Source organism: Pseudosulfitobacter pseudonitzschiae (assembly GCF_900129395.1).
Taxonomy (GTDB): Bacteria; Pseudomonadota; Alphaproteobacteria; order Rhodobacterales; family Rhodobacteraceae; genus Pseudosulfitobacter; species Pseudosulfitobacter pseudonitzschiae.
This window is the reverse complement of record NZ_FQVP01000004.1, coordinates 432,117-456,841: the sequence shown is the minus strand read 5'-3', so window position 1 is coordinate 456,841 and position 24,725 is coordinate 432,117. Positions and strand designations below refer to the sequence as shown.

Annotated in this window: 26 protein-coding genes; 16 read left to right on the top strand and 10 right to left on the bottom strand. The window is 63.6% G+C overall.

Annotated elements, in window-relative coordinates; translation table 11 throughout:
* Nucleotides 1-82 precede the first annotated feature (82 nt).
* Entirely contained in the window at nt 83-769 is a 687-nt protein-coding gene (locus BUC08_RS13970; RefSeq protein ID WP_028955362.1) for a response regulator transcription factor, read from the bottom strand.
* 161 nt (nt 770-930) lie between these two features.
* On the opposite strand from BUC08_RS13970, the gene ribA reads away from it, so the two are divergent.
* Nucleotides 931-2,019, top strand: coding sequence for a GTP cyclohydrolase II (ribA, locus tag BUC08_RS13965; protein WP_037923145.1), 1,089 nt, complete (start codon nt 931-933; stop codon nt 2,017-2,019).
* A complete protein-coding gene (locus tag BUC08_RS13960) occupies nt 2,016-2,513 on the top strand; it encodes a L,D-transpeptidase family protein (RefSeq protein WP_037923143.1) in 498 nt (165 codons plus the stop codon). The genes ribA and BUC08_RS13960 overlap by 4 nt, the downstream gene beginning before the upstream one ends.
* On the opposite strand, the gene BUC08_RS13955 is transcribed toward BUC08_RS13960, so the two are convergent.
* Together BUC08_RS13955 and BUC08_RS13950 are read right to left on the bottom strand one after the other, a co-directional pair.
* A complete protein-coding gene (locus BUC08_RS13955) occupies nt 2,510-3,163 on the bottom strand; it encodes a YggS family pyridoxal phosphate-dependent enzyme (RefSeq protein ID WP_037923141.1) in 654 nt (217 codons plus the stop codon). The two genes, BUC08_RS13960 and BUC08_RS13955, sit on opposite strands and share 4 nt — an antisense overlap.
* Nucleotides 3,164-3,278: 115 nt before the next feature.
* Nucleotides 3,279-4,253: a porin gene (locus BUC08_RS13950; protein ID WP_037923138.1), complete on the bottom strand. Its 975-nt coding sequence runs from the start codon at nt 4,251-4,253 to the stop codon at nt 3,279-3,281.
* Between the two features lie 324 nt (nt 4,254-4,577).
* Here BUC08_RS13950 and BUC08_RS13945 point away from each other — a divergent pair, with 324 nt between their 5' ends.
* The 4 genes from BUC08_RS13945 to holA all read left to right on the top strand — a co-directional run bounded on the left by BUC08_RS13945 (nt 4,578) and on the right by holA (nt 9,194).
* Nucleotides 4,578-5,069 (top strand): DUF3576 domain-containing protein, encoded by a 492-nt coding sequence (locus BUC08_RS13945; protein WP_037923135.1) that lies wholly within the window; start codon nt 4,578-4,580, stop codon nt 5,067-5,069.
* 75 nt (nt 5,070-5,144) lie between these two features.
* The gene (gene leuS / locus BUC08_RS13940) at nt 5,145-7,742 is read left to right on the top strand and encodes a leucine--tRNA ligase (RefSeq protein ID WP_037923132.1); all 2,598 of its coding nucleotides are present in this window, start codon (nt 5,145-5,147) and stop codon (nt 7,740-7,742) included.
* On the top strand, nt 7,729-8,196 hold the full coding sequence (gene lptE, locus BUC08_RS13935; protein ID WP_037923130.1) for an LPS assembly lipoprotein LptE: 468 nt from the start codon (nt 7,729-7,731) through the stop codon (nt 8,194-8,196). Before leuS ends, lptE begins: the two co-directional genes overlap by 14 nt.
* On the top strand, nt 8,193-9,194 hold the full coding sequence (holA, locus tag BUC08_RS13930; RefSeq protein WP_037923128.1) for a DNA polymerase III subunit delta: 1,002 nt from the start codon (nt 8,193-8,195) through the stop codon (nt 9,192-9,194). The genes lptE and holA overlap by 4 nt, the downstream gene beginning before the upstream one ends.
* On the opposite strand, the gene BUC08_RS13925 is transcribed toward holA, so the two are convergent.
* Complete coding sequence (locus BUC08_RS13925) at nt 9,191-9,616, bottom strand: GFA family protein (RefSeq protein ID WP_037923125.1); 426 nt, start codon at nt 9,614-9,616, stop codon at nt 9,191-9,193. The two genes, holA and BUC08_RS13925, sit on opposite strands and share 4 nt — an antisense overlap.
* A 164-nt stretch (nt 9,617-9,780) precedes the next feature.
* On the opposite strand from BUC08_RS13925, the gene BUC08_RS13920 reads away from it, so the two are divergent.
* Nucleotides 9,781-10,347: a glutathione S-transferase family protein gene (locus BUC08_RS13920; RefSeq protein ID WP_037923122.1), complete on the top strand. Its 567-nt coding sequence runs from the start codon at nt 9,781-9,783 to the stop codon at nt 10,345-10,347.
* Here BUC08_RS13920 and BUC08_RS13915 read toward each other — a convergent pair.
* Nucleotides 10,344-11,537, bottom strand: a complete 1,194-nt coding sequence (locus BUC08_RS13915) for a TIGR03862 family flavoprotein (protein WP_037923120.1) — start codon at nt 11,535-11,537, stop codon at nt 10,344-10,346. The two genes, BUC08_RS13920 and BUC08_RS13915, sit on opposite strands and share 4 nt — an antisense overlap.
* 56 nt (nt 11,538-11,593) lie before the next feature.
* Between BUC08_RS13915 and BUC08_RS13910 the strand changes: the two genes are divergently transcribed.
* Nucleotides 11,594-11,899 (top strand): HNH endonuclease family protein, encoded by a 306-nt coding sequence (locus BUC08_RS13910; RefSeq protein WP_037923118.1) that lies wholly within the window; start codon nt 11,594-11,596, stop codon nt 11,897-11,899.
* Nucleotides 11,900-11,932: 33 nt separating this feature from the next.
* Here the strand turns inward: BUC08_RS13910 and BUC08_RS13905 are convergent, their stop codons facing one another.
* Nucleotides 11,933-12,547, bottom strand: coding sequence for an enoyl-CoA hydratase/isomerase family protein (locus BUC08_RS13905; RefSeq protein WP_037923115.1), 615 nt, complete (start codon nt 12,545-12,547; stop codon nt 11,933-11,935).
* Nucleotides 12,544-13,293: an SDR family oxidoreductase gene (locus tag BUC08_RS13900; RefSeq protein ID WP_037923113.1), complete on the bottom strand. Its 750-nt coding sequence runs from the start codon at nt 13,291-13,293 to the stop codon at nt 12,544-12,546. The genes BUC08_RS13905 and BUC08_RS13900 overlap by 4 nt, the downstream gene beginning before the upstream one ends.
* Before the next feature lie 158 nt (nt 13,294-13,451).
* Between BUC08_RS13900 and BUC08_RS13895 the strand changes: the two genes are divergently transcribed.
* The 6 genes from BUC08_RS13895 to lpxK all read left to right on the top strand — a co-directional run bounded on the left by BUC08_RS13895 (nt 13,452) and on the right by lpxK (nt 19,867).
* On the top strand, nt 13,452-14,984 hold the full coding sequence (locus tag BUC08_RS13895; RefSeq protein ID WP_037923110.1) for a DUF2125 domain-containing protein: 1,533 nt from the start codon (nt 13,452-13,454) through the stop codon (nt 14,982-14,984).
* A gap of 241 nt (nt 14,985-15,225) precedes the next feature.
* Nucleotides 15,226-16,572 carry a TldD/PmbA family protein gene (locus tag BUC08_RS13890; RefSeq protein ID WP_037923104.1) on the top strand — a complete coding sequence of 449 codons (1,347 nt, stop codon included), beginning with the start codon at nt 15,226-15,228 and terminating at the stop codon, nt 16,570-16,572.
* Nucleotides 16,559-17,347: an inositol monophosphatase family protein gene (locus tag BUC08_RS13885; RefSeq protein WP_037923103.1), complete on the top strand. Its 789-nt coding sequence runs from the start codon at nt 16,559-16,561 to the stop codon at nt 17,345-17,347. The genes BUC08_RS13890 and BUC08_RS13885 overlap by 14 nt, the downstream gene beginning before the upstream one ends.
* A 67-nt stretch (nt 17,348-17,414) precedes the next feature.
* The gene (locus tag BUC08_RS13880; RefSeq protein WP_028955381.1) at nt 17,415-17,657 is read left to right on the top strand and encodes a DUF4170 domain-containing protein; all 243 of its coding nucleotides are present in this window, start codon (nt 17,415-17,417) and stop codon (nt 17,655-17,657) included.
* Between the two features lie 9 nt (nt 17,658-17,666).
* Nucleotides 17,667-18,884: a 3-deoxy-D-manno-octulosonic acid transferase gene (locus BUC08_RS13875; RefSeq protein ID WP_037923102.1), complete on the top strand. Its 1,218-nt coding sequence runs from the start codon at nt 17,667-17,669 to the stop codon at nt 18,882-18,884.
* A complete protein-coding gene (gene lpxK / locus BUC08_RS13870; RefSeq protein ID WP_174861747.1) occupies nt 18,884-19,867 on the top strand; it encodes a tetraacyldisaccharide 4'-kinase in 984 nt (327 codons plus the stop codon). The genes BUC08_RS13875 and lpxK overlap by 1 nt, the downstream gene beginning before the upstream one ends.
* Before the next feature lie 69 nt (nt 19,868-19,936).
* On the opposite strand, the gene BUC08_RS13865 is transcribed toward lpxK, so the two are convergent.
* The 3 genes from BUC08_RS13865 to BUC08_RS13855 are packed head-to-tail and all read right to left on the bottom strand — an operon-like array spanning nt 19,937 to nt 22,257.
* Entirely contained in the window at nt 19,937-21,058 is a 1,122-nt protein-coding gene (locus BUC08_RS13865; protein WP_037923101.1) for a CaiB/BaiF CoA transferase family protein, read from the bottom strand.
* Nucleotides 21,058-21,738 carry a DsbA family protein gene (locus tag BUC08_RS13860; RefSeq protein ID WP_037923099.1) on the bottom strand — a complete coding sequence of 227 codons (681 nt, stop codon included), beginning with the start codon at nt 21,736-21,738 and terminating at the stop codon, nt 21,058-21,060. The genes BUC08_RS13865 and BUC08_RS13860 overlap by 1 nt, the downstream gene beginning before the upstream one ends.
* Before the next feature lie 12 nt (nt 21,739-21,750).
* On the bottom strand, nt 21,751-22,257 hold the full coding sequence (locus BUC08_RS13855; RefSeq protein WP_037923096.1) for a DUF721 domain-containing protein: 507 nt from the start codon (nt 22,255-22,257) through the stop codon (nt 21,751-21,753).
* Nucleotides 22,258-22,396: 139 nt separating this feature from the next.
* Between BUC08_RS13855 and BUC08_RS13850 the strand changes: the two genes are divergently transcribed.
* Both BUC08_RS13850 and BUC08_RS13845 read left to right on the top strand, forming a co-directional pair.
* Nucleotides 22,397-23,386, top strand: a complete 990-nt coding sequence (locus BUC08_RS13850) for an A/G-specific adenine glycosylase (protein WP_234973760.1) — start codon at nt 22,397-22,399, stop codon at nt 23,384-23,386.
* A gap of 68 nt (nt 23,387-23,454) precedes the next feature.
* Nucleotides 23,455-24,603: an alkane 1-monooxygenase gene (locus BUC08_RS13845; protein ID WP_037923090.1), complete on the top strand. Its 1,149-nt coding sequence runs from the start codon at nt 23,455-23,457 to the stop codon at nt 24,601-24,603.
* Nucleotides 24,604-24,725 lie beyond the last annotated feature (122 nt).

The window sequence follows — 24,725 nt, the reverse complement described above, 5'->3', positions numbered from 1 at the left end:
CGGACATGCAGCGGGATGATTTGGAAACGCTGCGCGGTGTTAAAAGTTCCGGCAAAAGTTCCCGTATTAAGAGAATATACCACTACGCCATCAAGCGATAGCCCCCAGATTCCGTGACCAAAAGTCGCGCATTGGACGGATCGGGTTCGATCTTTTGACGCAAGCGGTAGATATGAGTCTCAAGCGTATGGGTCGTGACGCCGGCGTTATAGCCCCAGACTTCGTGCAGCAGCACGTCACGCGCCACCACGCCGTCGGTGCTGCGGTACAGGAACTTCAGAATATTGGTTTCCTTTTCCGTAAGACGCACCTTCTTGTCGTCTTCGGTCATCAACATCTTCATCGACGGCTTGAACGTATAGGGTCCAAGCTGGAACACCGCGTCCTCGGACTGTTCATGCTGGCGCAGTTGCGCGCGGATACGGGCCAGCAGCACCGGAAACTTGAACGGTTTGGTGACATAATCATTGGCACCAGCGTCCAGACCCAGAATGGTGTCGGCATCGCTGTCGTGACCGGTCAGCATCAGCACGGGCGCTTTCACACCCTGCTTGCGCATCAGACGGCACAGCTCGCGGCCATCGGTGTCGGGCAGGCCCACGTCCAGAATAACCAGATCGTACAAGCCTTCCTTGGCCTTGGTCATCGCCTCGGCCCCGTTGCTTGCCTCGAAGACGTCAAAGTCCTCGGTCATGATAAGTTGCTCGCTCAGCGCCTCGCGCAGATCTTCGTCGTCGTCGACCAGCAGAATTTTTTTCAGTTGTGGCATCTCGGGCCTCCTGTGTTCTGCATGTTCAGATGAGCCTGCATCACGTTCCTGACAAGATTTGCGACAGTTCTCTCACGCGGTCGTGTGTCAAACAGGGCAAATGTTTCATTTCCGGTTCGCATAGCTTACATCACATCTCAAGAAACATCAGGACGCGGCATATGGCCTTAACCCCCGATATCATCGAACAGCTTGCGCGGGCGCGGGCCGATCTGCGCATGGGCGTGCCCGTGGTGGTGACCGGCGACGGGGCCGCGCTGATCCTGGCGGCCGAAACACTGACACCGCAGCGCCTGGCCGATGTGCTGGCGCTTGGCGGCGCACCGGTGCTGGCGATCACCGCGCGTCGTGCTGCAACGCTGAAGGCGCGGCCCTATGACGGCGATCTGGCGCGGTTGACGCTGCCCATGGATGCTTCGTTGGCTTGGGTCCAAGCCATTGCAGACCCCGCCGACGACCTGCGCAGCCCGATGAAGGGACCGTTGATTTCCGCCCGTGACGGCAACCCGTTGGCCCACCGCGCGGCGCTGGCCCTTTGCAAATCGGCGCGGCTCTTGCCCGCCGCCGTGGTGCTGCCGCTGGATGATGCGGCACCTTTTGCCACGCAACACGCGCTGACCACGCTGCCGCTGTCACGGCTCGCCGATCACATCGGCTCGGCCAGCCCATTGCACCCGATCGTTGCCGCGCGCCTGCCGATGGAGGCGACCGAGGCTGGGCGGCTGCACATCTTTCGTCCCGAGGACGGGGCCGAGGAGCATTACGCCATCGAAATCGGCCGCCCCGACCGCAGCAAGCCCGTGCTGGCACGGCTGCACTCGGCCTGTTTCACCGGTGACGTTCTGGGTTCGCTGAAATGCGACTGTGGCCCGCAATTGCGCGGTGCACTGGCACAGATGGGTGCGCAGGGTGCAGGGGTATTGCTGTACCTGAACCAAGAGGGGCGCGGCATTGGCCTTGCCAACAAGATGCGCGCCTATTCCCTGCAGGATCAAGGCTTTGACACGGTCGAGGCCAACCACCGCCTGGGGTTCGAGGACGACGAACGCGACTTTCGCCTGGGCGCGGACATTCTCAAATCCATGGGGTTTTCGTCCGTGCGCCTGCTGACCAACAACCCAAAGAAGGTCGACATGATGACCACCTGCGGCATTACCGTCACCGAACGCGTGCCGTTGAAAGTCGGTGAAAACCGTCACAACACCGCCTATCTGGCGACCAAGGCGCGCAAGTCGGGGCATTTGCTGTGACGCCTGCCGACATGGTCCTGACCCCACGCGGGTTGCGCTTTGGCGGGCAGGTCTATCCCTGCACAATCGGCAAGGGCGGACTGTCGCGGACCAAGCGCGAAGGCGACGGGGCGACACCCGTGGGCATTCACCACGTTGTCGGAATGCTCTATCGCCCCGACCGGATCGCGGCACCGGCCCCTTGGGCCACGCCCATCGGGCCGCGCGACCTGTGGTCCGATGCTTCCGGGCAGCCGGACTATAACCACCACGTCCGCGCGCCCTATGCCCACAGTCACGAGGCCTTGCGCCGCGCCGACCCACTGTATGATCTGGTGATCGTGCTGGACTGGAACTGGCCCGATGCCAAGGCGGGGCGCGGCTCTGCCATCTTCATGCACCGCTGGCGCAGGCCCGGCTTTCCAACCGAGGGCTGCGTGGCCCTGCGCCCCGATCATCTGGCGCAGGTCGCGGCCCGCATCAGCATCGGCACCCGCCTGATCGTTCCGTCCTAGGTCGGGACGCGGTCGCCGAAAATGGCCGATCCCACGCGGATATGGGTCGCTCCCAGCGCAACGGCGCGCTCAAAATCGCTGCTCATTCCCATGCTGAGCCCGTTCAAACCGTTGCGTTCGGCAATCTTGGCCAACAGGGCGAAATGCAGCGACGGTTCTTCGTCCACGGGCGGGATGCACATCAAACCGCGCACCGGCAGGTCAATCGCACGGCATTCCGCGATGAAATCATCCGCTTGTGCGGGCAGAACGCCCGCTTTCTGCTCTTCTTCGCCGGTGTTCACCTGAATGAACAGGTCGGGACAATGCCCTTCTTCCTGCGCGATCCGGGCAATGGCCGTGGCCAATTTGGGGCGGTCGACAGAATGGATGGACTGGAACAGCCCAAAAGCCGGCCGCACCTTGTTGCTTTGCAGCGGGCCGATCAGATGCAGGTCGATCCCGTCAAAGCTTTCGCGGAATTCGGGCCACTTGCCTTGCGCCTCTTGCACGCGGTTTTCACCGAAACAGCGTTGCCCCTGCTCCAGCACGGCGCGGACCCGTTCGTTCGGCTGCACCTTGCTGACTGCAATCAGTTTGACCGATGCTGCATCCCGGCCTGCCTCGGCGCAGGCTTTGGCGATCCGGTCCTGAATATCTTGAAGTCCCATGCGTCTCTCCTTGCGCTGCCTCTCAGATAGCAACGCGCGGGGGAGAAAGAAAAGGGGGCGCAAAAGAAAAGGGGCAGCCCGAAGGACTGCCCCAAATCGTCAGATGTCGATCAACTTAGAAGTTGAAGCGAACACCCAAGTCAGCAACGGTGTTGCCGGCGTTGTTGTTCTGGATACCACCGCGGATGGAGGTACCGCCACCCAGGTCGTGGTTCACGCCAACACCGTAGACGGTGTCTGCGTAGTTTTCTTGATCCAGGACCACAACGGTCACGCGTGTTGCTGCGCCAACGTCAAAGGCGGCTGTGATCGCGAATGCGTCGCCTTGTGTGCCGTTGTCAGCGTAACCGAATGTCAGGTCTGCGATGCCGACGGAACCGCCAACTGTCAGAGCCAGCTCGGTGTCTGTCGCGATGTCGGAGTCTTGCAGACCCAGAGCAACGGTCCAGCCGCTGAATGTATAGGCGATGTAACCTTCGATGCGGTCACCGTCCATGATGCCGTTGCCGGGAACTGTGTCCAGTTCTTGGTACGACAGGTGTGCGCTCAGGTCGCCCATCGAGTACATGATTTCGACGCCGTTGCGGCCAGCCGCACCGTTGCCATCCGAGTCATATGTCGACGAGAAAGCGCCGGCACCGTTCAGGATGTAGTCATAGCTCAGGCCTGTCAGACCCAGCTCGACGGGGTACATGCCGGGCATCGAGTCGATGGCGCCGAAGATGTTGCCAACGCCGACTTCCAGACCGCCGGAGCGCGCGAAGAAGCGAACGCCGTTGATGCCGTTTTCAAAACGGTCGCTGCGGTAGATGCCGGAGATGGACGATGCATCTTCACCAACCAGGTTGGCGTCGCCGGCAATGCCGTCGTTGTCCTGCTGGATACGTGCACGTGCACCGAAAACGATACCGGAGTCGGACTCGGCTGTCGCGTCGATTTGCAGACGGAAACGGCTTGTGATGGTTGTTTCGTTGGGTGCACCCTCAACGTGGATGATACCGAAACGGCCGTAACCGCCGAAAGTTACGTCTGCAGCTGCGACACCAGCGGTGGCGACCAGGGCAGTCGTGGCGAAGAGAACTTTTTTCATGAGTTGTCCCTCGAGTTTCAAATTTCACATGCCCACGTCGGGGAATCCGATGAGGGTATGAAGGGTGTTTCCAACTTTTGCCCCCGACTTGGCAAGCAATGTGCACTCGGCAGACACAATGTGTTCGGTCATTGATGCACCTTTGCCACACCCGTTTTTCGCCCGCACCCGCCGCCCATGCCCCCAAACTGCTGCCGTCCGGTTTTTCTATTATAGTGTATGGCACCAAGAATTTGCTTCAAACAGGGCAGTTTCCGACATAGACCTTGCCCCGACACGGTCGCTTGGGTAGACCAAGTGCCAAACAGGCATAGGTGTGCAGGTATGCGGCTCAAATCCTACTTTAACTTCGCTGTGGTCCTCGTGGCCCTGGGCGCTTTGGCGTCCTGCGGCACAATCGGCCGCTTCGGCAAACCCGCGACCGAGCGTCCGTCGCAGTATTCGAATCCGAACAACCCCAACAACATCGACACCGAGAACACCATCTGGACCGCGTTCAATCGCAAGTCCAATGAAACCGAAGTTCTGGTGAACCGCTATATCTGGCAGGCCTCGCTGGAAGTTCTGGATTTCCTGCCCATTCAGACGGTCGACCCGTTCACAGGCGTCATCGTCACTGGATATGGCACGCCTCCGGGCGGCGGGCAGGCCTATCGCGCCACCGTGCTGATCAAGGACCCTGCGCTGGACGCGCGGTCGCTGAACGTGGCGCTGCAAACCCGCGGCGGTCCGGTCAACGCCGCCACCTCGCGCGCCATCGAGGACGCAATCCTGACCCGCGCGCGCCAGCTTCGGATTTCCGACAACGGGCTTTAAGCGCCGGACAAATCACTTTAACAGTTGCGCCGGGCCATTCGCCCGGCGTTTTCGTGTCATACAGGACAGCAGCACATGCCCAGTTATACCCCCTCCGATATTGAAGCCCGCTGGCAGGATGCATGGGACAAGGCCGGAATATTCCAGGCCAAACGCGACGAAAGCCGCCCCAAGTATTACGTGCTGGAAATGTTCCCCTATCCGTCGGGCCGCATCCACATGGGTCACGTGCGCAACTATACGCTGGGCGACGTGGTCGCGCGCTACAAGATGGCGACGGGGCACAACGTGCTGCACCCGATGGGCTGGGACGCCTTCGGGATGCCTGCGGAAAACGCCGCGATGGCCATCGGCGGCCACCCGCGCGACTGGACCTACAACAACATCAAGGACATGCGCGGCCAGATGAAGCCGCTGGGCCTGTCCATCGACTGGTCACGCGAATTCGCAACCTGCGATCCCGAATATTACGGCCAGCAACAGGCGCTGTTCCTGGATTTCCTTGATGCCGGCCTGGTGCACCGCAAGAACGCCCAGGTAAACTGGGACCCCGTCGACATGACCGTTCTGGCCAACGAACAGGTCATCGACGGCAAGGGCTGGCGTTCGGGCGCCGAGGTCGAGCGGCGCGAACTGACGCAATGGTTCTTCAAGATTTCGGACATGGCCGGAGAGTTGAAGGACGCGCTGGACGGTCTGGACAACTGGCCCGCCAAGGTGCGGCTGATGCAGGAAAACTGGATCGGCGAATCGCGCGGGCTGCAATTCGCCTTTTCGCTGATCGGCCAGCCGGATGATGGCGCGCCCGCCCCTGATGGCTTTGATCGTATCGAAGTTTACACCACCCGCCCCGACACGCTGGCCGGTGCGTCCTTTGTCGGCATCTCGCCCGATCACCCGCTGGCCAAGACGCTGGAACGCAACAGCGCCGAAGTGGCCGCGTTCAACGCCGAGTGCCGCAAGGGCGGCACCACCGCCGCCGAGATCGAGACCGCCGAAAAGCTGGGCTTCGACACCGGCCTGCGCGTACGGCATCCCTTTGACACGTCGTGGGAACTGCCCGTCTACATCGCCAACTTCATTCTGATGGATTACGGCACCGGCGCGATCTTTGGCTGCCCCGCGCATGACGAACGCGATCTGGAGTTTGCCCGCAAATACGACCTGCCGGTAACGTCCACCTTTGCCCCCACCAACACCGAAGGGTTCACCGCCCCCGAGGACGGCGGAGCCGCCTTTGTCCCCGGTAAGGACGTGACCGTGCACTTTGTGCGCCCGCTGGGCGGCGATCCGCGCGACATGACCGGCGATGCCGCCATCATCGAGGCCATTGAAACCTGCGAAACCAACGGCGTGGGTCAGGGCGTGACCAAATACCGCCTGCGCGACTGGGGCCTGTCGCGGCAACGCTATTGGGGCTGCCCGATTCCGGTCGTGCATTGCGACACCTGCGGCGTGGTCCCCGAGAAGAAAGAGAACCTGCCGGTCGAGCTGCCCTATGACGTCAGCTTTGACACCCCCGGCAACCCGCTGGACCGTCACCCCACGTGGCGCGATTGCGCCTGCCCGAAATGCGGCGCACCGGCACAGCGCGAAACCGACACGATGGACACATTCGTTGATTCGTCGTGGTATTTCGCCCGCTTCACCGCGCCGCGCGCCGACACACCCACAGTGGCCGAGGATGCGGCCTATTGGATGAACGTCGATCAATACATCGGCGGGGTCGAGCATGCGATTCTGCACCTGCTCTATTCACGTTTCTTCGCCCGTGCGATGCAGATCACCGGCCACCTGCCGGCCAGCGCCATCGAACCATTCGATGCGCTGTTCACCCAAGGGATGGTAACCCACGCGATCTACCAGACCCCCGGCGACAACGGCCGCCCGGTCTATCACTACCCCGAAGCGGTCGAGCTGAAAGGTGACAAGGCGTTCCTGAAAGACGGCGGTGCCGAGGTCGAGATCGTCCCCTCCGCCAAGATGTCAAAGTCCAAGAACAACGTGGTCGACCCGCTGAACATCATCTCCTCTTTCGGCGCTGACACCGCGCGGTGGTTCGTGCTGTCCGACAGCCCGCCCGAACGCGACGTGGAATGGACCGCCTCGGGGGCCGAGGCCGCGTACAAGCACCTCAGCCGGGTCTGGAACATCTCGCACCGGATCACCGACATGGACGCGGATGCCGCGGGCGAAGGCGACGACGACCTGCTGCGTGCCATGCACAAATGCATTCACGATGTGACCGTGGCGATTGAATCCTTTGGCTTCAACGCAGCGATTGCCAAGCTGTACGCCTTTACCGCGACCTTGCAGAAATCCAAGGCAGGCCATGCGGCACAACGCACGGCGATCATGACGCTGGCGCAACTGATGGCCCCGATGACACCGCACCTGGCCGAAGCGATCTGGTCGCATCAGGGCGGTGCCGGGCTGATCACGCTGGCCGACTGGCCGCAAGCGGACGAAGCGATGATGGTGGACGACACCGTGACCTTGCCGATCCAGATCAACGGCAAGCGGCGCGGCGAAATCACGGTTCCCGCCGACATGTCGAAGGAAGATGTTGAAAAGCTGGCGCTGGCCAGCCAACCTGTTCAAAAGGCCCTGGACGGGGGCCAGCCGAAAAAGGTGATCGTGGTGCCGGGACGGATCGTCAATGTCGTTGTATAAAACGCTTTTTGCGCTGCCCCTTCTGGCGGCCTGCGGCTTTACGCCGGTTTACGGGCCACAGGGGGCAGGTACGGCTTTGCAGGGGCGAGTGCTGGTCGAGGCGCCCGAAACCCGCGACGACCAGCTCATGCTGCAACAGATCGAACGCCGACTGGGCCGCCCCAGCGATGCTTCATTCGACCTGGGCATCGACCTGATCGTCACCCAGGAAGGGCTGGCGATCGACTCCGATGGCGACATCGACCGCTATAACCTGTTGGGCACGGCCACCTATATCCTGACCAACGCCTCAAACGGCGCGATTGTCGGCACCGGCACAGTCACCAACTTTACCGGCTACTCTGCCACGGGCACCACCGTCGCGACGCTGGCCGCCGAACGCGACGCCCGCAAGCGGTTGATGACCACACTGGGTGATATGGTCGTCGACCGGCTGCTTGCCACCAAGCTATGAAACTGGCCGGCGCACAGGCGAACGGCTATTTTGCCAAACCCGACCCGAACAGCACGGGCATCCTGATCTACGGGGCCGACGCCATGCGTGTGGCCCTGAAACGTCAACAGTTGCTCAAGGCGCTGATCGGCGACAAGGGCGAAGAGGAAATGCGCCTGACCCGCATTCCCGCCGCCGAATTGCGCAAGGACCCCGCGATGCTGCTGGACGCGATCAAGGCCATCGGGTTCTTCCCCGGCCCGCGCGCCGCCTTTGTCGAGGATGCCAATGAGAACACCGCCGAGACGATCATCGCGGCGCTGAAGGACTGGCAGGCAGGCGATGCCCAGATCATCGTATCCGCAGGCGCGCTGAAACCCACGTCAAAGCTGCGCAAGGCCTTTGAGGGTCACAAATCGGCGCTGGCCGTCGGCATCTATGACAACCCGCCGACCCGCGACGAGATCGAGACATCGCTGCGAGAGGCGGGCGTGACAGCCCCGGACCGGGCAGTGATGGATATGCTGACCGATCTGGCGCGCGCGCTGGACCCGGGCGATTTCCGCCAGACGCTGGAAAAGATCAGCCTGTACAAACACGGCGACAACACCCCGCTGACCGCCGAGGACATCGTCGCCAACGCCCCCACTTCGACCGAGGCGGATGTGGACGACGTGTTGCTGGTGGTGGGAGATGGCCGGGCCGCCGACATCGGGCCGGTGATGCGCAAATTGCAGGCGCAGGGCGTGACCGCCGTGACCCTGTGCATCGGCGCGATGCGCCACTTTCGCAGCCTGCACCGCGCCGCCGTGGACACGTCGGGACGCCCGCAAATCTGGGGGCCTAACCGGGACAAGATGCTGGCACAGGCGCGCAACTGGGGACCGGCCAAGCTGGAAACCGCGCTGACGGTGCTGACGGACACCGACCTTGCCCTGCGCTCCGCCGGACAGCACGCGCCCGCCATGGCGCTGGTCGAACGCGCCTTTATCCGGCTGGCGATGCTGGCCGCGCGTTAATTCGGGGCGAACATCGCCATCACCTCGGCCTCGGTCATCTTGCGGGTGTCACCGGCAAAGGCATAGCCCTGTGGTTTGCGGTCGATGAAAATCTCCTCGGTCAAGGTGATCCCGCTCGTGTCATCCATCGTGCCCAACCCGACGTGATAGGTGCCCTGATGCGGACCGGGGGCGGTGACACGGTAAAAGATGTTGCACCCGCAGGTGCCGCAGAATGCCCGCTCGGCCCAGGGGGACGAAGTGTAGGTGGTCAGCCTGTCCAGCCCTTCGATATTCATATCCGCGGGCGCCACCTCTACCCCCAGGTACACGCCACCCGACCACTTGCGGCACATGCCGCAGTGACAGGCGCCGGTGTGACGGACATCCGCCGTGATGCGATAGCGGACCGCGCCGCAATTGCAGGACCCTGTTCGTGCCATCTGTTCTCTCCTTGATGTGATGGCGACACCCTAGGCGGGCTTGATGACAATTCCTGTCAGTACTCCATCGACAAATCTGAAACATGGCCGTGCCAGCATCTGGCCCCTTGATACTCCGGTTGAAAACCCTTTGGATCGGCTCAAACACATTCAGGAGCCCCTTCATGTACACTGTCATCGGCGCCACCAGGACCCGCACATTGCGCGTGATGTGGCTGCTTGAGGAACTGGGCGAAACCTATGATCAGGACCCCGCTGCCCCGAATTCGGACACCGCGCTGAAATACAACGTGCTGGGCAAGATACCCGCGCTGGTCGACGACGGTCACATCCTGACCGACAGCGTGGCGATCATGGCCTATCTTGCCGACAAACACGGCAGGTTCACCGCCCCCGCAGGCACGCCGCAGCGCGCGCAACAGGATGCCATGACCCTTTGGCTGATCGACGAGGTCGACGCGACCCTGTGGACCAACGCGCGCCACAAGGACGCTGTGCCGGGGCTCGAGGCGCGGATGCACGACCACTACGCCGAATCCATGCAGATCCTGTCGAACCGGTTTCAGTCAGAGTTCCTGATGGGGGACGAGATGACCGTACCGGACATTCTGGCGGCGCATTGCATGGGCTGGGGGGCAAGCGCGGGCTTTCCGCCGCTGGACGACAAGTTGCAGGATTACCTGAAACGGATGCGGGCCCGTCCCGCGTTCCACGCAGCCCTGAAACACTAGGTGGCTTGCAGGTGGGCCACGGCCCCCTGCGCGGCCCAGCGCCCTGTCGCCATGCAGGCAGTGATCAGATAGCCGCCTGTGGGGGCCTCCCAATCCAGCATTTCACCTGCCGCAAAAGTGCCCGGACGTGCCTTGAGCATCAACGCCCCGTCCAGCGCGTCAAAGGACAGCCCGCCGCTGGTTGAAATCGCCTCGTCCAGCGGGCGCAGGCCGACGTGGGCAACGGGAAGCGCCTTGAGCAGCCGCGCCAGCGCTTGCGGGTCCTGCGGCAAGGGCCGCGCCCATTCCTGCGCCAGCGCCAGCTTCAGCGGCTCCAGCTTCAGGGTTTTGCGAATGTGATTTGCATGGCTTTCCTTGCCGCGTTTCTTCGCCAGCCGGTCGGCAACCTGTTGCACGGTTTGGTCGGGCATCAAATCCACGCTCAACGCCGCCCCCTCGCGCACAGCGCGGGCGATGGAATAGATACCGCCCCCCTCCAGCCCCTTGGCCGACAGGATCGCCTCACCGCGCGACGACAGGTCGCCGGCCTGCCATGCGACCGCCTTGACCGGTTGGCCATAGTGCGGTGCCATATGCGCCGACCACGCCACCTGCAACCCGACATTGGCTGCACCAAAGGGGGTCACGGCGATGTCCTGCCCGCGCAGGATGTCCGCCCATGCCCCATCCGACCCCAGCCGCGCCCAACTGGCACCGCCCAGCGCCAGAACGGTCACATCCGCTGTCACGCGACCCTGATCGAAGGTCAGCGCGTCACCATCAAATCCGGTCCAGCGCCAGCGGGTTTGCACCTGCACGCCCAAATCATTCAACCGCACCAGCCAGGCCCGCAACAGCGGCGATGCTTTCATCGCGCGAGGGAACACACGTCCCGATGAGCCGGTAAACACCTCCTGTCCCAACCCGCGCGCCCAATCCTGAACGGCAGCGGCATCAAAGCCCTGCAAGATCGGGCGCAACCTGTCAGCGGCCTCGGCATAATGGGGGACAAAGGCGTCCAGCGGCGCGTCCATGGTCAGGTTCAACCCCGACTTGCCCGCCATCAGGAACTTGCGCCCCACGGAGGGCTTGGCCTCATAGACGCAAACCTGAACACCGGCCTGCGCAAGACCCTCTGCCGCCATCAGCCCCGCGGGGCCTGCGCCGATCACGGCGGCGGTTTTTGTGGACAGATCGTGTTGCAAGGTCATTTCCTTTCGCGAACACCCCGTCTTGCCCGCCTGCCGCCAAAGGATCAAGCCCGACGATGCCCGATGACAGCCAAACGCCCACCTGTCCGCTGTGCCTGCGCCCGATTCCCGGCGACGTTCCGCAAAGCCTGCACCACCTGATCCCGAAGCTGAAAGGCGGCAAGGGCGGGCCGGTGGTGCTGTTGCACCACATCTGCCACCGCGAAGTGCACCGCACCTTCACCGAGGCCGAGCTGGCCCGGCAATACAACACACCCGAGGCAATCCGCACCGATCCAAGGATGGCGCGGTTTCTGGATTGGGTGGCCAAGCGCCCGCCCGGCTTTGCCTCGAAGGTGCCGGGAAAGCGGCGGGGGCGTTAGGGGCGCGGCCCCCGGCGCTGGCAAGATGAAGGGTTAGCCGGGGTTGCACATCGCCTTGATCTGACGGGCGATGGCCGGATCGGCGGCCAGGGTGTCCGCCGCGATGTCGTGCGCGGTTTGCACCAGCGCATCGGCATCCACGATGCGATCGATCAGCCCATAGGCCAGGGCCGTGTCGGCGTCGATCTTCTGGCCGCCCATCAGGATCAGCTTGGTCCGCGCGGGGCCAATCAGCGCCGCCATGCGCACCGGGTCCGACGGCTGCGGCAGGAACCCCAGCTTCATCACCGGATAGAAAAACTTGGCTCCCGCCACGGCAATCCGCATATCGCAAGCCAGCGCCATACCGGTTGACCCGCCCGCCAGCGTGCCGTTCAGCGCAGCGATGGTCAGCCCCGGCAGCCGCGCAATGGCCGACGACAGCCGTTCCCAATCCGCCGAGGTGGCCATGCCCGCGCGCGCCGCATCCAGATCGGCACCGGCGCTGAACACCTTGCCCCGCCCCGTCAGGATCAGGGCGCGGGCCTCTGTGGCGCTTTCGGCAATATCCGCCAGTTCGGCCAGCATCTCGGGCGTCAGCGAATTGGCCTTGTCCGGACGGTTGATCGTAACCGTCCAGACGCCACCGTCCTTGGCAATCTCGATCACGACAGGCCGACCTTGGCGCGGATGTCCTCATCGCGCAGCGAGATTTCCTGACCGCAATAGCCGTCCGCATCCTTGGAACACATCCACAGCAGCGCCTTGGCGGGCCAGTCGGCGGGAATGTGATCGGACCAGTCAAGCTGGCTGACTGGATTGACGCCGCTTTGCTTGATCTCGCGCTGCATCTGGGTGGCAACGGTGCCCGGAGACAGGCCCATGGCACGAATGCCGTCGGCGGCGTTTTCCTTGTCCAGACAGGCGGTCAGCATGTGAACGGCGGCCTTGGAGGCGCAATAGTGGCTCCAGGCCTCGACCGGCCCATGGGCCGCACCCGAACTGATGGTCAGCACCGAACCGCCGCCGCCCTTGATCATCTCGGGCACCGCCGCGCGCATCCCGTTGAACACGCCGCCCAGGTTGATGTCGATGACCTTGGCCCATTCGGCAGGATCGGCCGCGATCAGATGCGAGATAGGTTCGATCACGCCGGCATTGTTGATCAGCACGTTCAGCCCGCCAAAGGTCTTGACCGTGGCGTTCACCGCCGCCTCGACCTCCCAATAATGGCTGACATCGCAGGGAATCGCAATCGCCGCCGGACCAATCTCGCCCGCCAGCTCGGCAATATCGTTCTCGCTGCGCGCCAGCAGCGCCACCTTTGCCCCCGCGCCGGCGAAAATCCGCGCGGTTTCGGCCCCGATGCCACGGCTCGCGCCGGTGATCATCACCACTTGTCCTGTCATGTCCATTTGCCGGGTCCTTTATTTGTTTGCGCCCAAGGGGTAGTGCGCAACAAGGCCCGCGTCCAGTGGGGAGAATCCCGACCCTCCTCCCCCTTGACGTGCTCCCGACCCTGCAACACGATAGCGCAAACTCGCGTTCAACCGCCCCTTGAAGGATTGATTTCATGACCCGTTTTGCCCGCTATTCCAGCAGCACCGCCCTCGCCATTTGCCTTGGGACCTCTGCGGCATATGCCGATCTAACCGCCGCCAACGTCTGGAACAACTGGCGCGATTACATGAGCGATATGGGCTACGAGGTGACCGGCACCGAAGCCCAGTCGGGCGACACGCTGACGGTGTCCGACGTACGCATGGAAATTGACATGTCCACCGACGAGGACACGGTCAAAGCCGCGATGACCATGGACAGCGTGACCTTTACCGAAGTGGGCGATGGCAGCGTGTCTATTCAGGTCCCCGCGACCAGCGCGATCACGGTCGACGGCACACCCGAGGATGGCAAGCCGTTCGACCTGGTCATCGACTATGTCCAAAACGGCTTTGACATGGTGGTCACCGGTGACCCTGATGACCTGACCTATACCTATTCTGCCGACAGCGTGGGGATGAAACTGGCGAAACTGACCGTCGATGGCAAACCCTTCGGCCCGGAAGTCGCGCGCGTTGACGTGTCGCTGGCCGATATGAGCGGCGTGTCGCGGATTCTTCAAGGCGATCTGCGCAATGTCAGCCAGACGATGACAACCGGCCCCGTGACCTATGACATGGCTTTTGCCAGCCCCGACGACGACGGATCGGCCACGATCAACGGCGGTGTGGACAGCATGTCGTTCACCGGCGGCGGCGACATCCCGACCGTCGACGACCCCTCTGACGTGAATGCGATGATCAACGCCGGGTTCGGCTTCGAGGGCGAGTTCACCCATGGCAACGGCAAGACAGAAATCAGCGTTGACGGCCCCGACGGTGGCGGCACGGTGAACACCTCGTCGACCGGCGGTGTCCTAACAGTGGCAATGTCCGAAGACGGGCTGTCCTATTCCAGTTCGCGATCCGGTCTGGCGATCAAGGCGCTGATGTCGAAAATGCCGATGCCGATGGATCTGAACATGGAAAACATGCTGTTCGGCCTGATGATCCCCGTGCAGAAATCGGACGAGGAACAGGATTTCGGCCTGAAACTGGCGCTGGAAGGGTTCACCATGTCCGACGTGCTGTGGGGCATGTTCGATCCCCAAGCGCAACTGCCGCGCGATCCGGCCACTGTCGCCGTCGATCTGGCGGGCAAGGCAACTCTGATGGTCAATTACATGGACCCGGATGCGGCCGCAGCGATGGAAGCATCGGAAGAGGCACCGGGCGAGCTGAATGCGCTGGATGTCAAGGATGTGACCGTCGAGGCCGCAGGCGCCAAGCTGAACGGCTCGGGGGCCTTTACCTTTGACAACAGCGACATGACCACCTTTGACGGCATGCCCAAGCCCACAGGCAGCATTGACATGACTCTGGTCGGCGGCAACGGGCTGATCGACAAGCTGGTGGCGATGGGCCTGCTGCCCGAAGACCAAGCCATGGGCGCGCGGATGATGATGGGGCTGTTTGCCGTACCGGGTGACGGCGAGGACACGCTGAAATCCAAGATCGAGATCAATGAAGAGGGCCACGTTCTGGCGAACGGCCAGCGGTTGAAATAAGCGGTTCAACCGAAAAGCACAAAGGGCGGTACGCAGGTATCGCCCTTTTTCTTTGCACAGACCAATGATCGCAGGACCGGCCTGTGCCGCCTCTTGCGGCAGAGACCGCAGCCCGACCAGCATCGCCCGATCCGCAGACATCACGCGCATTTGCCGCGTCTTTTTCGGACGCCACAGGCCCGCCCCCTTGTGCGCAGCGGGCGTGGGGGCTACCTCATGCCCAATTCAGCCGGAGATTTTCATGACCCGTTCCCTTGAGGCGTTGACCGACCAATTGCTCAAAGCCGCCGCCGACGCAGGTGCAGATGCCGCCGACGCGGTCGCGGTTCAGGGCACTTCGGTGTCCGTCGACGTGCGCGCCGGCGCGCTGGAACATGCCGAACGGTCCGAAGGCATGGACATCGGCCTGCGGGTCTTTGTCGGCAGGCGTGTGGCGAATGTGTCAGCCTCCGACATTTCAGAGCGGACGATTTCCGAGATGGCCCTGCGCGCGGTGGCGATGGCACGCGAAGCGCCCGAAGATGCCTATGCCGGCCTCGCCGATCCCGAACAATTGGTACAAGACTGGGACGTTTCTGTACTGGAATTGGCCGATCCCGCGCCCGAACCCGACGCCGCCACGCTGGAGGACAACGCCCGCCGCGCCGAGGCCGCAGCCCTGGAACAGGACGGCATCAGCCAGGTGTCGCAAACCTCGGCGGCCTATGGCGCGCGGCAGGTGCATATCGCGGCCAGCAACGGCTTTGCCGGTGGCTACGGGCGCACCGACCGTGGCATCAGCTGTGTCGCCATCGCGGGCAAAGGTGCTGGCATGGAACGTGACTATTCCGGCGACGGGCGCATCTTTCAGTCCGACCTGCGCAGCCCCGAAGAGATTGGCCGCGAGGCTGCCGAACGGGCCATCGCCCGCCTGAACCCGCGCAAACCGCGCACCGGCACCTATCCGGTGCTGTTTGACGAACGTGTCTCCTCGACCCTGATCGGCCACCTTCTGTCTGCCGTCAACGGTGCAGCCATCGCACGCGGGTCGTCGTGGCTGTTGGGGGCGTTGGGTGAGAAAGTCCTGCCCGACGACCTGTCACTGATCGAAGACCCGCACCGCCCCCGCTGCTCCGCATCGCGTCCCTTTGATGCCGAAGGCTTGCCGACCCGTCGCCGCGCCATTGTGGATGGTGGCGTGCTGACCGGCTGGACGCTGGATCTGGCGACTGGGCGCAAGCTGGACATGCCATCCACCGGCAACGCGGCGCGCGGCACCTCGTCAGGTCCGTCGCCCAGCATCTGGAACGTGGAACTGACCCAAGGCACCGCCAGCCGCGAAGATCTGATCCGCGACATGGGCACCGGCCTGTTGGTCACCTCGATGATCGGGTCGACCATCAACCCCAACACCGGCGACTATTCCCGCGGCGCGGCGGGCCTGTGGGTCGAGAACGGCGAGATCACCCATGCCGTCAACGAATGCACCATCGCGGGCAACCTGCGTGACATGCTGCGCGCCATCGTGCCCGCCAATGATGCGCGCACGCACCTGAGCCGCGTTGTGCCGTCGCTTCTGGTTCCGGGAATGACCCTTGCCGGCAGCTGATCTTCCCCTGCTGATCGACGCCGCGCGCGCGGCGGGTCGGATCGCCACCAGCTTTACCGGCCCTGACGCGCAACGCTGGGACAAGCCCGGCGGCGCAGGTCCGGTGACCGAGGCCGACCTGGCCGTCAACGACATGCTGACCGACATGCTGCGCACTGCGCGCCCCGGCTATGGCTGGCTGTCCGAGGAAAGCGAGGACACCGCAACGCGGCTGGGTCGGGACACGGTGTTCATCATCGACCCGATCGACGGCACCCGCAGCTTTGTCGAAGGCAGCAAGACATGGGCGCACAGCATCGCCGTGGCCGAGGGCGGCCAGATCACCGCCGCCGCCGTCTACCTGCCGATGCTGGACAAGCTTTATACGGCGGGTCTGGGACAGGGGGCTGCGCTGAACGGCGCGCCATTGGCCGTCTCGGACACCGAGCGGATGCAGGACTGTTCCGTTCTGGTGACCAAGCCCGCGATGCAACCCCACCACTGGCGCGACGGCACGCCCCCTGCGCTGAAACGCGGTCACCGTCCTTCGCTGGCCTACCGGCTTGCGCTGGTGGGCGAGGGCCGCTTTGACGGTATGCTGACCCTGCGCGATAGTTGGGAATGGGACATCGCCGCCGGTGCGCTGATCGTCAGCGAGGCGGGCGGCACCATCACCGACCGCGCGGGCCTGCCCTTGCGGTTCAACAACCCGCACCCCACGCTGGACGGCGTGATCGCAGCCACCCCCGTGGTGCACGCGGGCCTGTTTGCGGCCTTGAAACCACCATCACCTTGACCCCGACACGCGGCCTTGCGCACACTGCACCCGGCCAGACATGCCGCCCGAACAAAGGACCCATCCCATGACCCAACGCCTGCACCTCGTTTTCGGAGGCGAGCTTGTGACACCCTCCGAGAATGTGTTCAAAAACGTCGACGACCTGCATATCGTGGGCATCTTTCCCAATTATGCCAGCGCCTATGACGCCTGGAAGAACGAAGCCCAGCGCACCGTCGACAATGCGCATATGCGGTATTACATCGCCCACCTGCACCGCCTGCGTGACGAAGAAAACGCAGCCACGCCCACCGAAGAACTGGGCTGATCCGCACCCATGGCCCGCTCGCTGGGATTTGCAGCCTACAGGGCGCTGACCCGTCGCGGGCCGGTGCCAAAGCTGCCCGACTATGTGCCGCGCCCGAATGGCGAGCTGGTGTGGCTGCATGCCGCCGAGCCGGGCAGCGAGGTGCGGGTGCGCGATCTGGCGCGCCGCCTGATTGCCGCACGCTTTGGTCTGCACGTGCTGCTGACCGCCCCGACGGAGCCTGCGGCCTGTGACGATCCCTGCCTGCTGACCGCCGCCCTGCCGCCCGAACATCCCGCGGCCACGGCGGCCTTTGCCGCCCACTGGAAACCCGACGCGGTGATCTGGACCTGGGGCGCGCTGCAACCCAATCTGGTTGAGGCTGCCGCAGCCCTTGGCCATCCGATGTTCCTGATTGATGCGGGCGCCGATGGCTTTGACACCCGCCGCGACCGCTGGCTGACAGAGGTGCCGCGCCAGTTGCTGGCGCTTTTCGACAAGGTGCTGGCCCGCAGCGATGCCGCCGAGGCGCGGGTCCGGCAATTGGGCGTGCCCGAGGCCAAGATCGACCGCACCGCGCCGCTGGTGTCGGGCGGTCAGGCGCTGCCTGCGTCGCCGCAGGATGTGGACGACCTGTCGCAAGCGCTGTCCGGTCGCCCGGTCTGGTTCGCCTCGGGTGTGACGGCCGCCGAAGTCTCTGCCGTGCTGACCGCCCACCGCCGTGCCCAGCGCCTGTCGCACCGGCTTTTGCTGATCCTGAACCCGCGCGATGCCGCCGCCGACGCCTTTGCCGCCAACTTGTGTGTCCTGGACGCCCTGCGCATGGTGCGCTGGTCCGACGGCACCTATCCCGACGACAACACTGCCGTGCTGCTGGCCGATCTGCCCGATGAATCCGGGCTGTGGTTCCGCGTGGCACCGGTGTCCTTCCTTGGCGGTTCGCTGGAAACGGGCCAAGGCGGGCAAGACCCGTTCGCGGCAGCGGCGCTGGGGTCCGCGGTGCTGTATGGTCCCAGTGTTGGCAAGCATCTGGACGCCTATCGCAGGCTGGCCAATGCCGGTGCGGCCCGCATCGTCAACGATGCCGAAAGCCTGGGGGCTGCGGTGACATGGCTGATCGCGCCGGATCAGGCCGCCAAGATGGCGATGGCGGGCTGGGACGTTGTGACCGAGGGGGCCGACACGGTCGAGCGGATCATCACCCTGTTAAACGACAGCCTGGATGCCCGACAGGATGGATTAAACTGATGCGCGCGCCTGATTTCTGGAACACACCGCCCGACCGCCCCGCATGGCAGGCCCGCCTGCTGGCCCCCTTGGGCCATCTCTATGCCAGCGCGACCGCCCGCAGGCTGGCCAAGGGCACGCCACAGCGGCTGGACATACCGGTGGTCTGCGTCGGCAACATCAATGCGGGCGGCACTGGCAAGACACCCACGGTGATTGCCGTGGCCGAAAAGCTGCGCGACCTGTATCACACGCCCCACATCGTGACGCGCGGCTATGGCGGGTCGCTGACCGGCCCCGTGCGCGTGGACCCTGCCCGCCACACCGCCAAACAGGTGGGCGACGAGCCGCTGCTGCTGGCCGCCTTTGCCGAGGTCTGGGTGTCGCGCGACCGCGCCGCCGGGGGCCGTGCAGCGCAAGAGGCCGGGGCAACCGTGGTGATCATGGATGACGGGCTGCAAAATCCCGATCTGGCCAAGGACATCAGCATCGTGGTGGTGGACGCCGCCACGGGATTTGGAAATGCGCGTTGCTTGCCTGCGGGGCCGCTGCGCGAACCTGTGAGTGCAGGGCTGGCCCGCGCCGACATCCTGCTGAGCATCGGCAGCGCCGGGGATCAGGCCAGCTTTCAGCCGCAGACCACGCTGCCCCATGTCCGCGCCGAGCTGAAGCCGCTGCAAACCGGCATGGACTGGACCGACACACCGGTCTTTGCCTTTGCGGGCATTGGTCGACCGCAAAAATTCTTTGACACCCTTCGGGATCTGGGGGCCACCATCGTGCACGCCGAACCCTTGGGCGATCATCAAACCTTGTCGACTGCCCTGCTGTCACGGCTGGACGCCGATGCCCGCGCCCGTGGCGCGCAGTTGGTCACAACGGAAAAGGACGCCGCCCGCCTGCCTGCGGCTTTCCGGTCGCGGGTCATCACCCTGCCCGTTCGCCTGCACTTCGAGGATGCCTCGGCCCTGGACACCCATCTGAAGGCGTTGCCGCAGCCCTAGACTGCCTCTCTGGTTCAGAAAATCCCGGGGGACGGCGCGGTTGCACCGGGGGCAGATCCCCCGACACGCTTACATCCGTTTATCGTCTTCGCCCAGCTTCGGCGCAGGCCGGTGCAGGGACAGCTCCGCATCCGAAAACACGATCGGCGTGCGCACACCGGGAACACCGTCCAGCTCGATCTGCATACCGCGTGCAACGATCTGCGGGTCGGCCATCACGTCAGCCATGTCGTTGATCGGCCCTGCGGGCACGCCTTCGGCCTCGCAGGCCGCCAGCAGATCATCCCGCCCGCGCAACACGGTCGCGGCGGTCAGCTTGCGGGTCATCTCGTCACGATTCGCGATCCGGTCCGAATTTTTCAAAAATTCGGGGGCCGTCGCCATGTCGTCCAGTCCCAGCAGGCGGCACAGGCGCTGGTATTGGCCATCGTTGCCGGTGGCGATGATGATATGCCCGTCGGCGCAATCGAACACTTGATAGGGCGTCAGGTTCACGTGTGCGTTGCCCATGCGTCCCGGTGGGATGCCGCTGGTCAGATAGTTCATCGCCTGATTGGCCGTGATCGCCACGGCCACGTCCAGCAGGGCCATGTCGATCTGCTGTCCCTTGCCGGTCTGGCTGCGCTGGTGGACGGCGGCCAGAATGGCGGTGGTCGCATAGACACCAGTGAAAATATCGGTGATCGCCACGCCGGATTTCTGCGGCTGGCCGTCCGGCTCGCCGGTGATCGACATCAGGCCCGACATGCCCTGGATGATGAAATCATACCCCGCGCGGTGCGCATAGGGACCGGTCTGGCCAAAGCCGGTGACCGAACAATAGATCAGCTTGGGGAAGTCATCCTTGAGCGAAGCATAGTCCAGACCGTATTTGGCCAGACCGCCCACCTTGAAATTCTCGATCATGATGTCCGCATCGGCCAGCAGCCCCTTGAGGCGCGCCTGTCCTTCAGCGGTGCGCAGATCGACAATGATCGACGCCTTGCCCCGGTTGGCCGAGTGGAAATACGAGGCCGATACATCGTCGTCGCGCGTCACAAAGGGCGGGCCCCATTGCCGCGTGTCGTCACCTGCGGCGGCTTCGACCTTGATCACTTCGGCGCCCAGGTCCGACAGCGTCTGACCGGCCCAGGGGCCGGCCAGAACACGTGCCAATTCAACAACTTTCAGACCAGCAAGCGGTGCCGCCATCAGTTGGCACCTGCCGCGTCAAGGGTCTCTTTCATGTCGGCATAGGACATGTTGCTGTAGGTTTTGCCGTTGATGACAAAGCTGGGCGTGCCGGTGATGTCATCTTTGGCGCTGTTCACCTTGAACCATTCGACCATTTTCTTGGCCTGTTCGTCGTCCTGCATGCAGGCTTCGATCTTGTCGCCATCCATGCCCGCCAGACGCCCGATCTTTTTCAGCTCGGCCGAGATCGCCACGGGATCACGCCCGCCCGCATTGGCCCAGTTAGACTGGCTGGCATACAGCAGGTCGGTGATGCCAAAGAACTTTTCAGGACCGGCACAGCGCGCCAGCAGCGACGCCCACACGCCGGGACCATCGAAATAGACCTCGCGGTAGATAAAGTTGATCTTGCCGGTGTCGATATAGTCCTTTTTCAACTGCTTATAGGGGCCTGTGTTAAAGGCAGCGCAGTGCGGGCAGGTATAGCTGGCATATTCGATCATGGTGACCGGCGCGTCGGGGTTGCCTTGCTGCATCTCCTGCACGTCCGAAATGTCGATGGCGCTTTCGCCCTCGGCGGGCTGCGTGGTCACGGTTGCGGCCAGCGGCGTGGCCGAAGGTGTGGTGCGGCCCACGACGAACCATGCGGCGACGGCGACGACCGCCACGGCGGCCACAATTGCGATCAATCTTTTCATGAAACTTACCTCTTAGCGTTTTGCTTTTGTCAGTACATTGGTGCCCAGACGTTCCAACGCGGCCCGCAGGCCCTCGTCGGCCACGGGGGCGGTTGTCTCGGCGGCCCTGGCTTTCAGGCTGGGGTCGATCTCTTTCGGCGCAGCGGCCTTGCGTTGACCAAAGGCCACCTGCCCCTCGGCAAAGCCGGTGGGCGCGGTCTGGGTCACGCGGATACGGGCAATGGCGTTATAGCCATAGACGCTGTTCACCTTGGTGCGCAGCTGTTCCTTTTGCATTTCCAGCATCGGGGCCTGCGCGCCGGTGGTCAGCAAGGTCAGCGTCGCCCCCATTCCCCCGCGGGCATAGCTGACCTCGACCGGGTGGGCGATGGCGGCGATGTCGGCGCCGACCACCTCGGCCCAATGGGTCAATAGGCGCGATTGGGCAAAGCCACGGCTTTCGCTTGCGGTGCGAATGCGCCCCGTCAGCAAGGCAGAGGTTCGTTTGAACCCTTTTGTGGTGGCAGGACGCCGCGCCATGACTATGTTCCCCCAAAGGTTGGTGCGGATCATAAAGATTTGCGCGCCCGCTGCCAGACATAGCCGCCAGAGAAGGGCATAAATCTTGCGTGAACGCGCCAAAGACCTGCTGGACTGGTACGATGTCCATGCCCGCGTGATGCCATGGCGCACGCCGCCTGCGGACAAACGCGCCGGCACGCGTCCCGATCCCTATGCGGTCTGGCTGTCCGAGGTGATGTTGCAACAGACTACGGTTGCCGCGGTAAAGGACTATTTCACCCGTTTCACAACGCGTTGGCCCACCGTCGCCGATCTGGCCGCCGCCGAGGACGGCGACGTGATGGCCGAATGGGCGGGGCTGGGCTATTACGCCCGCGCCCGCAACCTGTTGAAATGCGCCCGTGCTGTCGTGGCAGACCATGGTGGCCAGTTTCCCGCCGATCACGCGGCGCTGCTGGCCTTGCCGGGGATCGGTCCCTATACCGCCGCCGCCATATCCTCGATCGCCTTTGACCTGCCCCATGCGGTGCTGGACGGCAACGTCGAGCGGGTGATGGCGCGAATCTACGACGAACATACGCCCCTGCCTGTCGCCAAACCGATCCTGATGGCCCACGCCGAGGCGCTGACGCCTGCCGAGCGCCCCGGTGACTATGCCCAGGCGGTGATGGATCTGGGTGCCACCATCTGCACCCCCAAATCCCCCGCCTGCGGCATCTGCCCGTGGCGCGATCCCTGCCTGGCCTGCCAACGGGGCACGGCGGCGGAACTGCCAAAGAAGACACCGAAAAAGGCCAAGCCGATCCGCCACGGCACCGTCTATGTCGCGCGCCGCCCCGATGGCGCCTATCTGCTGGAACGCCGCCCCGACCGTGGCCTGTTGGGCGGGATGCTGGGCTGGCCCGGATCGGATTGGGTGGATGTCAGCATGGACCGTCCCGCAGGCACGCCGCCGGTCAATGCCGACTGGACTGTCCTGCAAGGCGAGGTGCGCCACACCTTTACGCATTTCCACCTGATCCTGACGGTGATGCTGGCCGAAACCGACGCCGAACCCGACACGGGCCGGTTCATGACCCAAGCCGAGTTCGGCCCCTCGGACCTGCCTACGGTGATGCGCAAGGCCTTTGACCTGACGCGGCATTAAGCACCCTTTGGTTCATAGGCACGCTGCGCTATATTCAAGGCAATCAACCGCCCAGCCGAGTGTGCACCATGACATCATCGTCCTATATCCCCGCCGCTGAGATGGCCAAGCTGACCCGCGCCGCGCCCTATGCGCTGTCGGTGCTGCTGATCCCGCTGGCCTGGGCCTGTGCCGTGACCGGCGGCTGGACCGTGATCCTGCTGCCGGTGTTCACGTGGTATCTGTTTGTGGCGCTGGATTTTGCCGTGGGGCTGGACCCTGACAACGCGGACCCGGACACCGACGACGACGATCTGTTCTGGTACCGCGCCATCACCATCGCCTGGGCACCGCTGCAATTCATCAACCTGTTCGCGCTGATCTGGTACGTCGCCCCGGCCGACCATCTGGGCGTGTTGGAAAAGCTGGTGCTGTTCTTTGGCGTCGGCGCCGTGACCGGCACCGTGGGCATCAACTATGCCCACGAACTGATGCACCAACGGTCAAAGCTGGAACGCTGGTGCGCCGACGTGCTGTTGGCGATGGTGCTGTATTCGCATTTCCGGTCCGAGCACATGCTGGTGCACCACCGCTATGTCGGCACCCCGCGCGACACGGTCACCGCGCGCATGGGCGAAACCTTTTACCGGTTCTACCCCCGGGTGCTGAAGGAATCTCTGATCAGCGCGTGGAACGCCGAAAAGGACATGCTAGCCCGCAAGGACCTGCCGTGGAGCGATATGTCGAACCCGTTTTTCAGATACTGGTATCTCCAGGGCACCTTTCTGGTGCTGGCCTTTGCCCTTGGCGGCTGGGCCGGGCTGGGCCTGTTCCTGTTGCAGGCGGGTGTCGCGATCTGGCAGCTTGAGCTCGTCAATTACATCGAACACTACGGGCTGACGCGCAAACATTTGGGGGATGGCAAATATGAACACGTCCATCCGCGCCATTCGTGGAACGCCACCCACCGCGCGTCGAACTGGCTGCTGATCAACCTGCAACGGCATTCGGACCACCATTACAAACCCGACCGCCGCTTTCCCGTGCTGCAAAACCACACCGAGGCGGACGCACCGCAGCTGCCCTATGGCTATCCGGTGATGACCATGGCCGCGATGCTGCCACGTGTCTGGAAGCGCATCATGCACCCCCGCGTGCGCGCTTGGCGGGATATGTATTACCCCGAGATCACCGACTGGACCGCCTATAACAAGGCGACCAATCCGCGCCCGCGCTAAGGCCCTGAAACGAAAAAAGCCCCGCCATGAAGGCGGGGCATAGGTAGGCGCCCCATGTGATTGCGACAATGGGTGAAAGTCGCGGGGGCACCAGCGGTGTTGGTAAAACTGTGGTGAGATGA

What these genes read in the sequence shown, in the direction of transcription:
- BUC08_RS13970 (WP_028955362.1), bottom strand. Translation starts at nt 769, where the DNA reads ATGCCACAACTGAAAAAAATTCTGCTGGTCGACGACGACGAAGATCTG.
- ribA (WP_037923145.1), top strand. Translation starts at nt 931, where the DNA reads ATGGCCTTAACCCCCGATATCATCGAACAGCTTGCGCGGGCGCGGGCC.
- BUC08_RS13955 (WP_037923141.1), bottom strand. Translation starts at nt 3,163, where the DNA reads ATGGGACTTCAAGATATTCAGGACCGGATCGCCAAAGCCTGCGCCGAG.
- BUC08_RS13950 (WP_037923138.1), bottom strand. Translation starts at nt 4,253, where the DNA reads ATGAAAAAAGTTCTCTTCGCCACGACTGCCCTGGTCGCCACCGCTGGT.
- BUC08_RS13945 (WP_037923135.1), top strand. Translation starts at nt 4,578, where the DNA reads ATGCGGCTCAAATCCTACTTTAACTTCGCTGTGGTCCTCGTGGCCCTG.
- leuS (WP_037923132.1), top strand. Translation starts at nt 5,145, where the DNA reads ATGCCCAGTTATACCCCCTCCGATATTGAAGCCCGCTGGCAGGATGCA.
- lptE (WP_037923130.1), top strand. Translation starts at nt 7,729, where the DNA reads ATGTCGTTGTATAAAACGCTTTTTGCGCTGCCCCTTCTGGCGGCCTGC.
- holA (WP_037923128.1), top strand. Translation starts at nt 8,193, where the DNA reads ATGAAACTGGCCGGCGCACAGGCGAACGGCTATTTTGCCAAACCCGAC.
- BUC08_RS13925 (WP_037923125.1), bottom strand. Translation starts at nt 9,616, where the DNA reads ATGGCACGAACAGGGTCCTGCAATTGCGGCGCGGTCCGCTATCGCATC.
- BUC08_RS13920 (WP_037923122.1), top strand. Translation starts at nt 9,781, where the DNA reads ATGTACACTGTCATCGGCGCCACCAGGACCCGCACATTGCGCGTGATG.
- BUC08_RS13915 (WP_037923120.1), bottom strand. Translation starts at nt 11,537, where the DNA reads ATGACCTTGCAACACGATCTGTCCACAAAAACCGCCGCCGTGATCGGC.
- BUC08_RS13910 (WP_037923118.1), top strand. Translation starts at nt 11,594, where the DNA reads ATGCCCGATGACAGCCAAACGCCCACCTGTCCGCTGTGCCTGCGCCCG.
- BUC08_RS13900 (WP_037923113.1), bottom strand. Translation starts at nt 13,293, where the DNA reads ATGGACATGACAGGACAAGTGGTGATGATCACCGGCGCGAGCCGTGGC.
- BUC08_RS13895 (WP_037923110.1), top strand. Translation starts at nt 13,452, where the DNA reads ATGACCCGTTTTGCCCGCTATTCCAGCAGCACCGCCCTCGCCATTTGC.
- BUC08_RS13890 (WP_037923104.1), top strand. Translation starts at nt 15,226, where the DNA reads ATGACCCGTTCCCTTGAGGCGTTGACCGACCAATTGCTCAAAGCCGCC.
- BUC08_RS13880 (WP_028955381.1), top strand. Translation starts at nt 17,415, where the DNA reads ATGACCCAACGCCTGCACCTCGTTTTCGGAGGCGAGCTTGTGACACCC.
- BUC08_RS13875 (WP_037923102.1), top strand. Translation starts at nt 17,667, where the DNA reads ATGGCCCGCTCGCTGGGATTTGCAGCCTACAGGGCGCTGACCCGTCGC.
- lpxK (WP_174861747.1), top strand. Translation starts at nt 18,884, where the DNA reads ATGCGCGCGCCTGATTTCTGGAACACACCGCCCGACCGCCCCGCATGG.
- BUC08_RS13865 (WP_037923101.1), bottom strand. Translation starts at nt 21,058, where the DNA reads ATGGCGGCACCGCTTGCTGGTCTGAAAGTTGTTGAATTGGCACGTGTT.
- BUC08_RS13860 (WP_037923099.1), bottom strand. Translation starts at nt 21,738, where the DNA reads ATGAAAAGATTGATCGCAATTGTGGCCGCCGTGGCGGTCGTCGCCGTC.
- BUC08_RS13855 (WP_037923096.1), bottom strand. Translation starts at nt 22,257, where the DNA reads ATGGCGCGGCGTCCTGCCACCACAAAAGGGTTCAAACGAACCTCTGCC.
- BUC08_RS13850 (WP_234973760.1), top strand. Translation starts at nt 22,397, where the DNA reads ATGCCATGGCGCACGCCGCCTGCGGACAAACGCGCCGGCACGCGTCCC.
- BUC08_RS13845 (WP_037923090.1), top strand. Translation starts at nt 23,455, where the DNA reads ATGACATCATCGTCCTATATCCCCGCCGCTGAGATGGCCAAGCTGACC.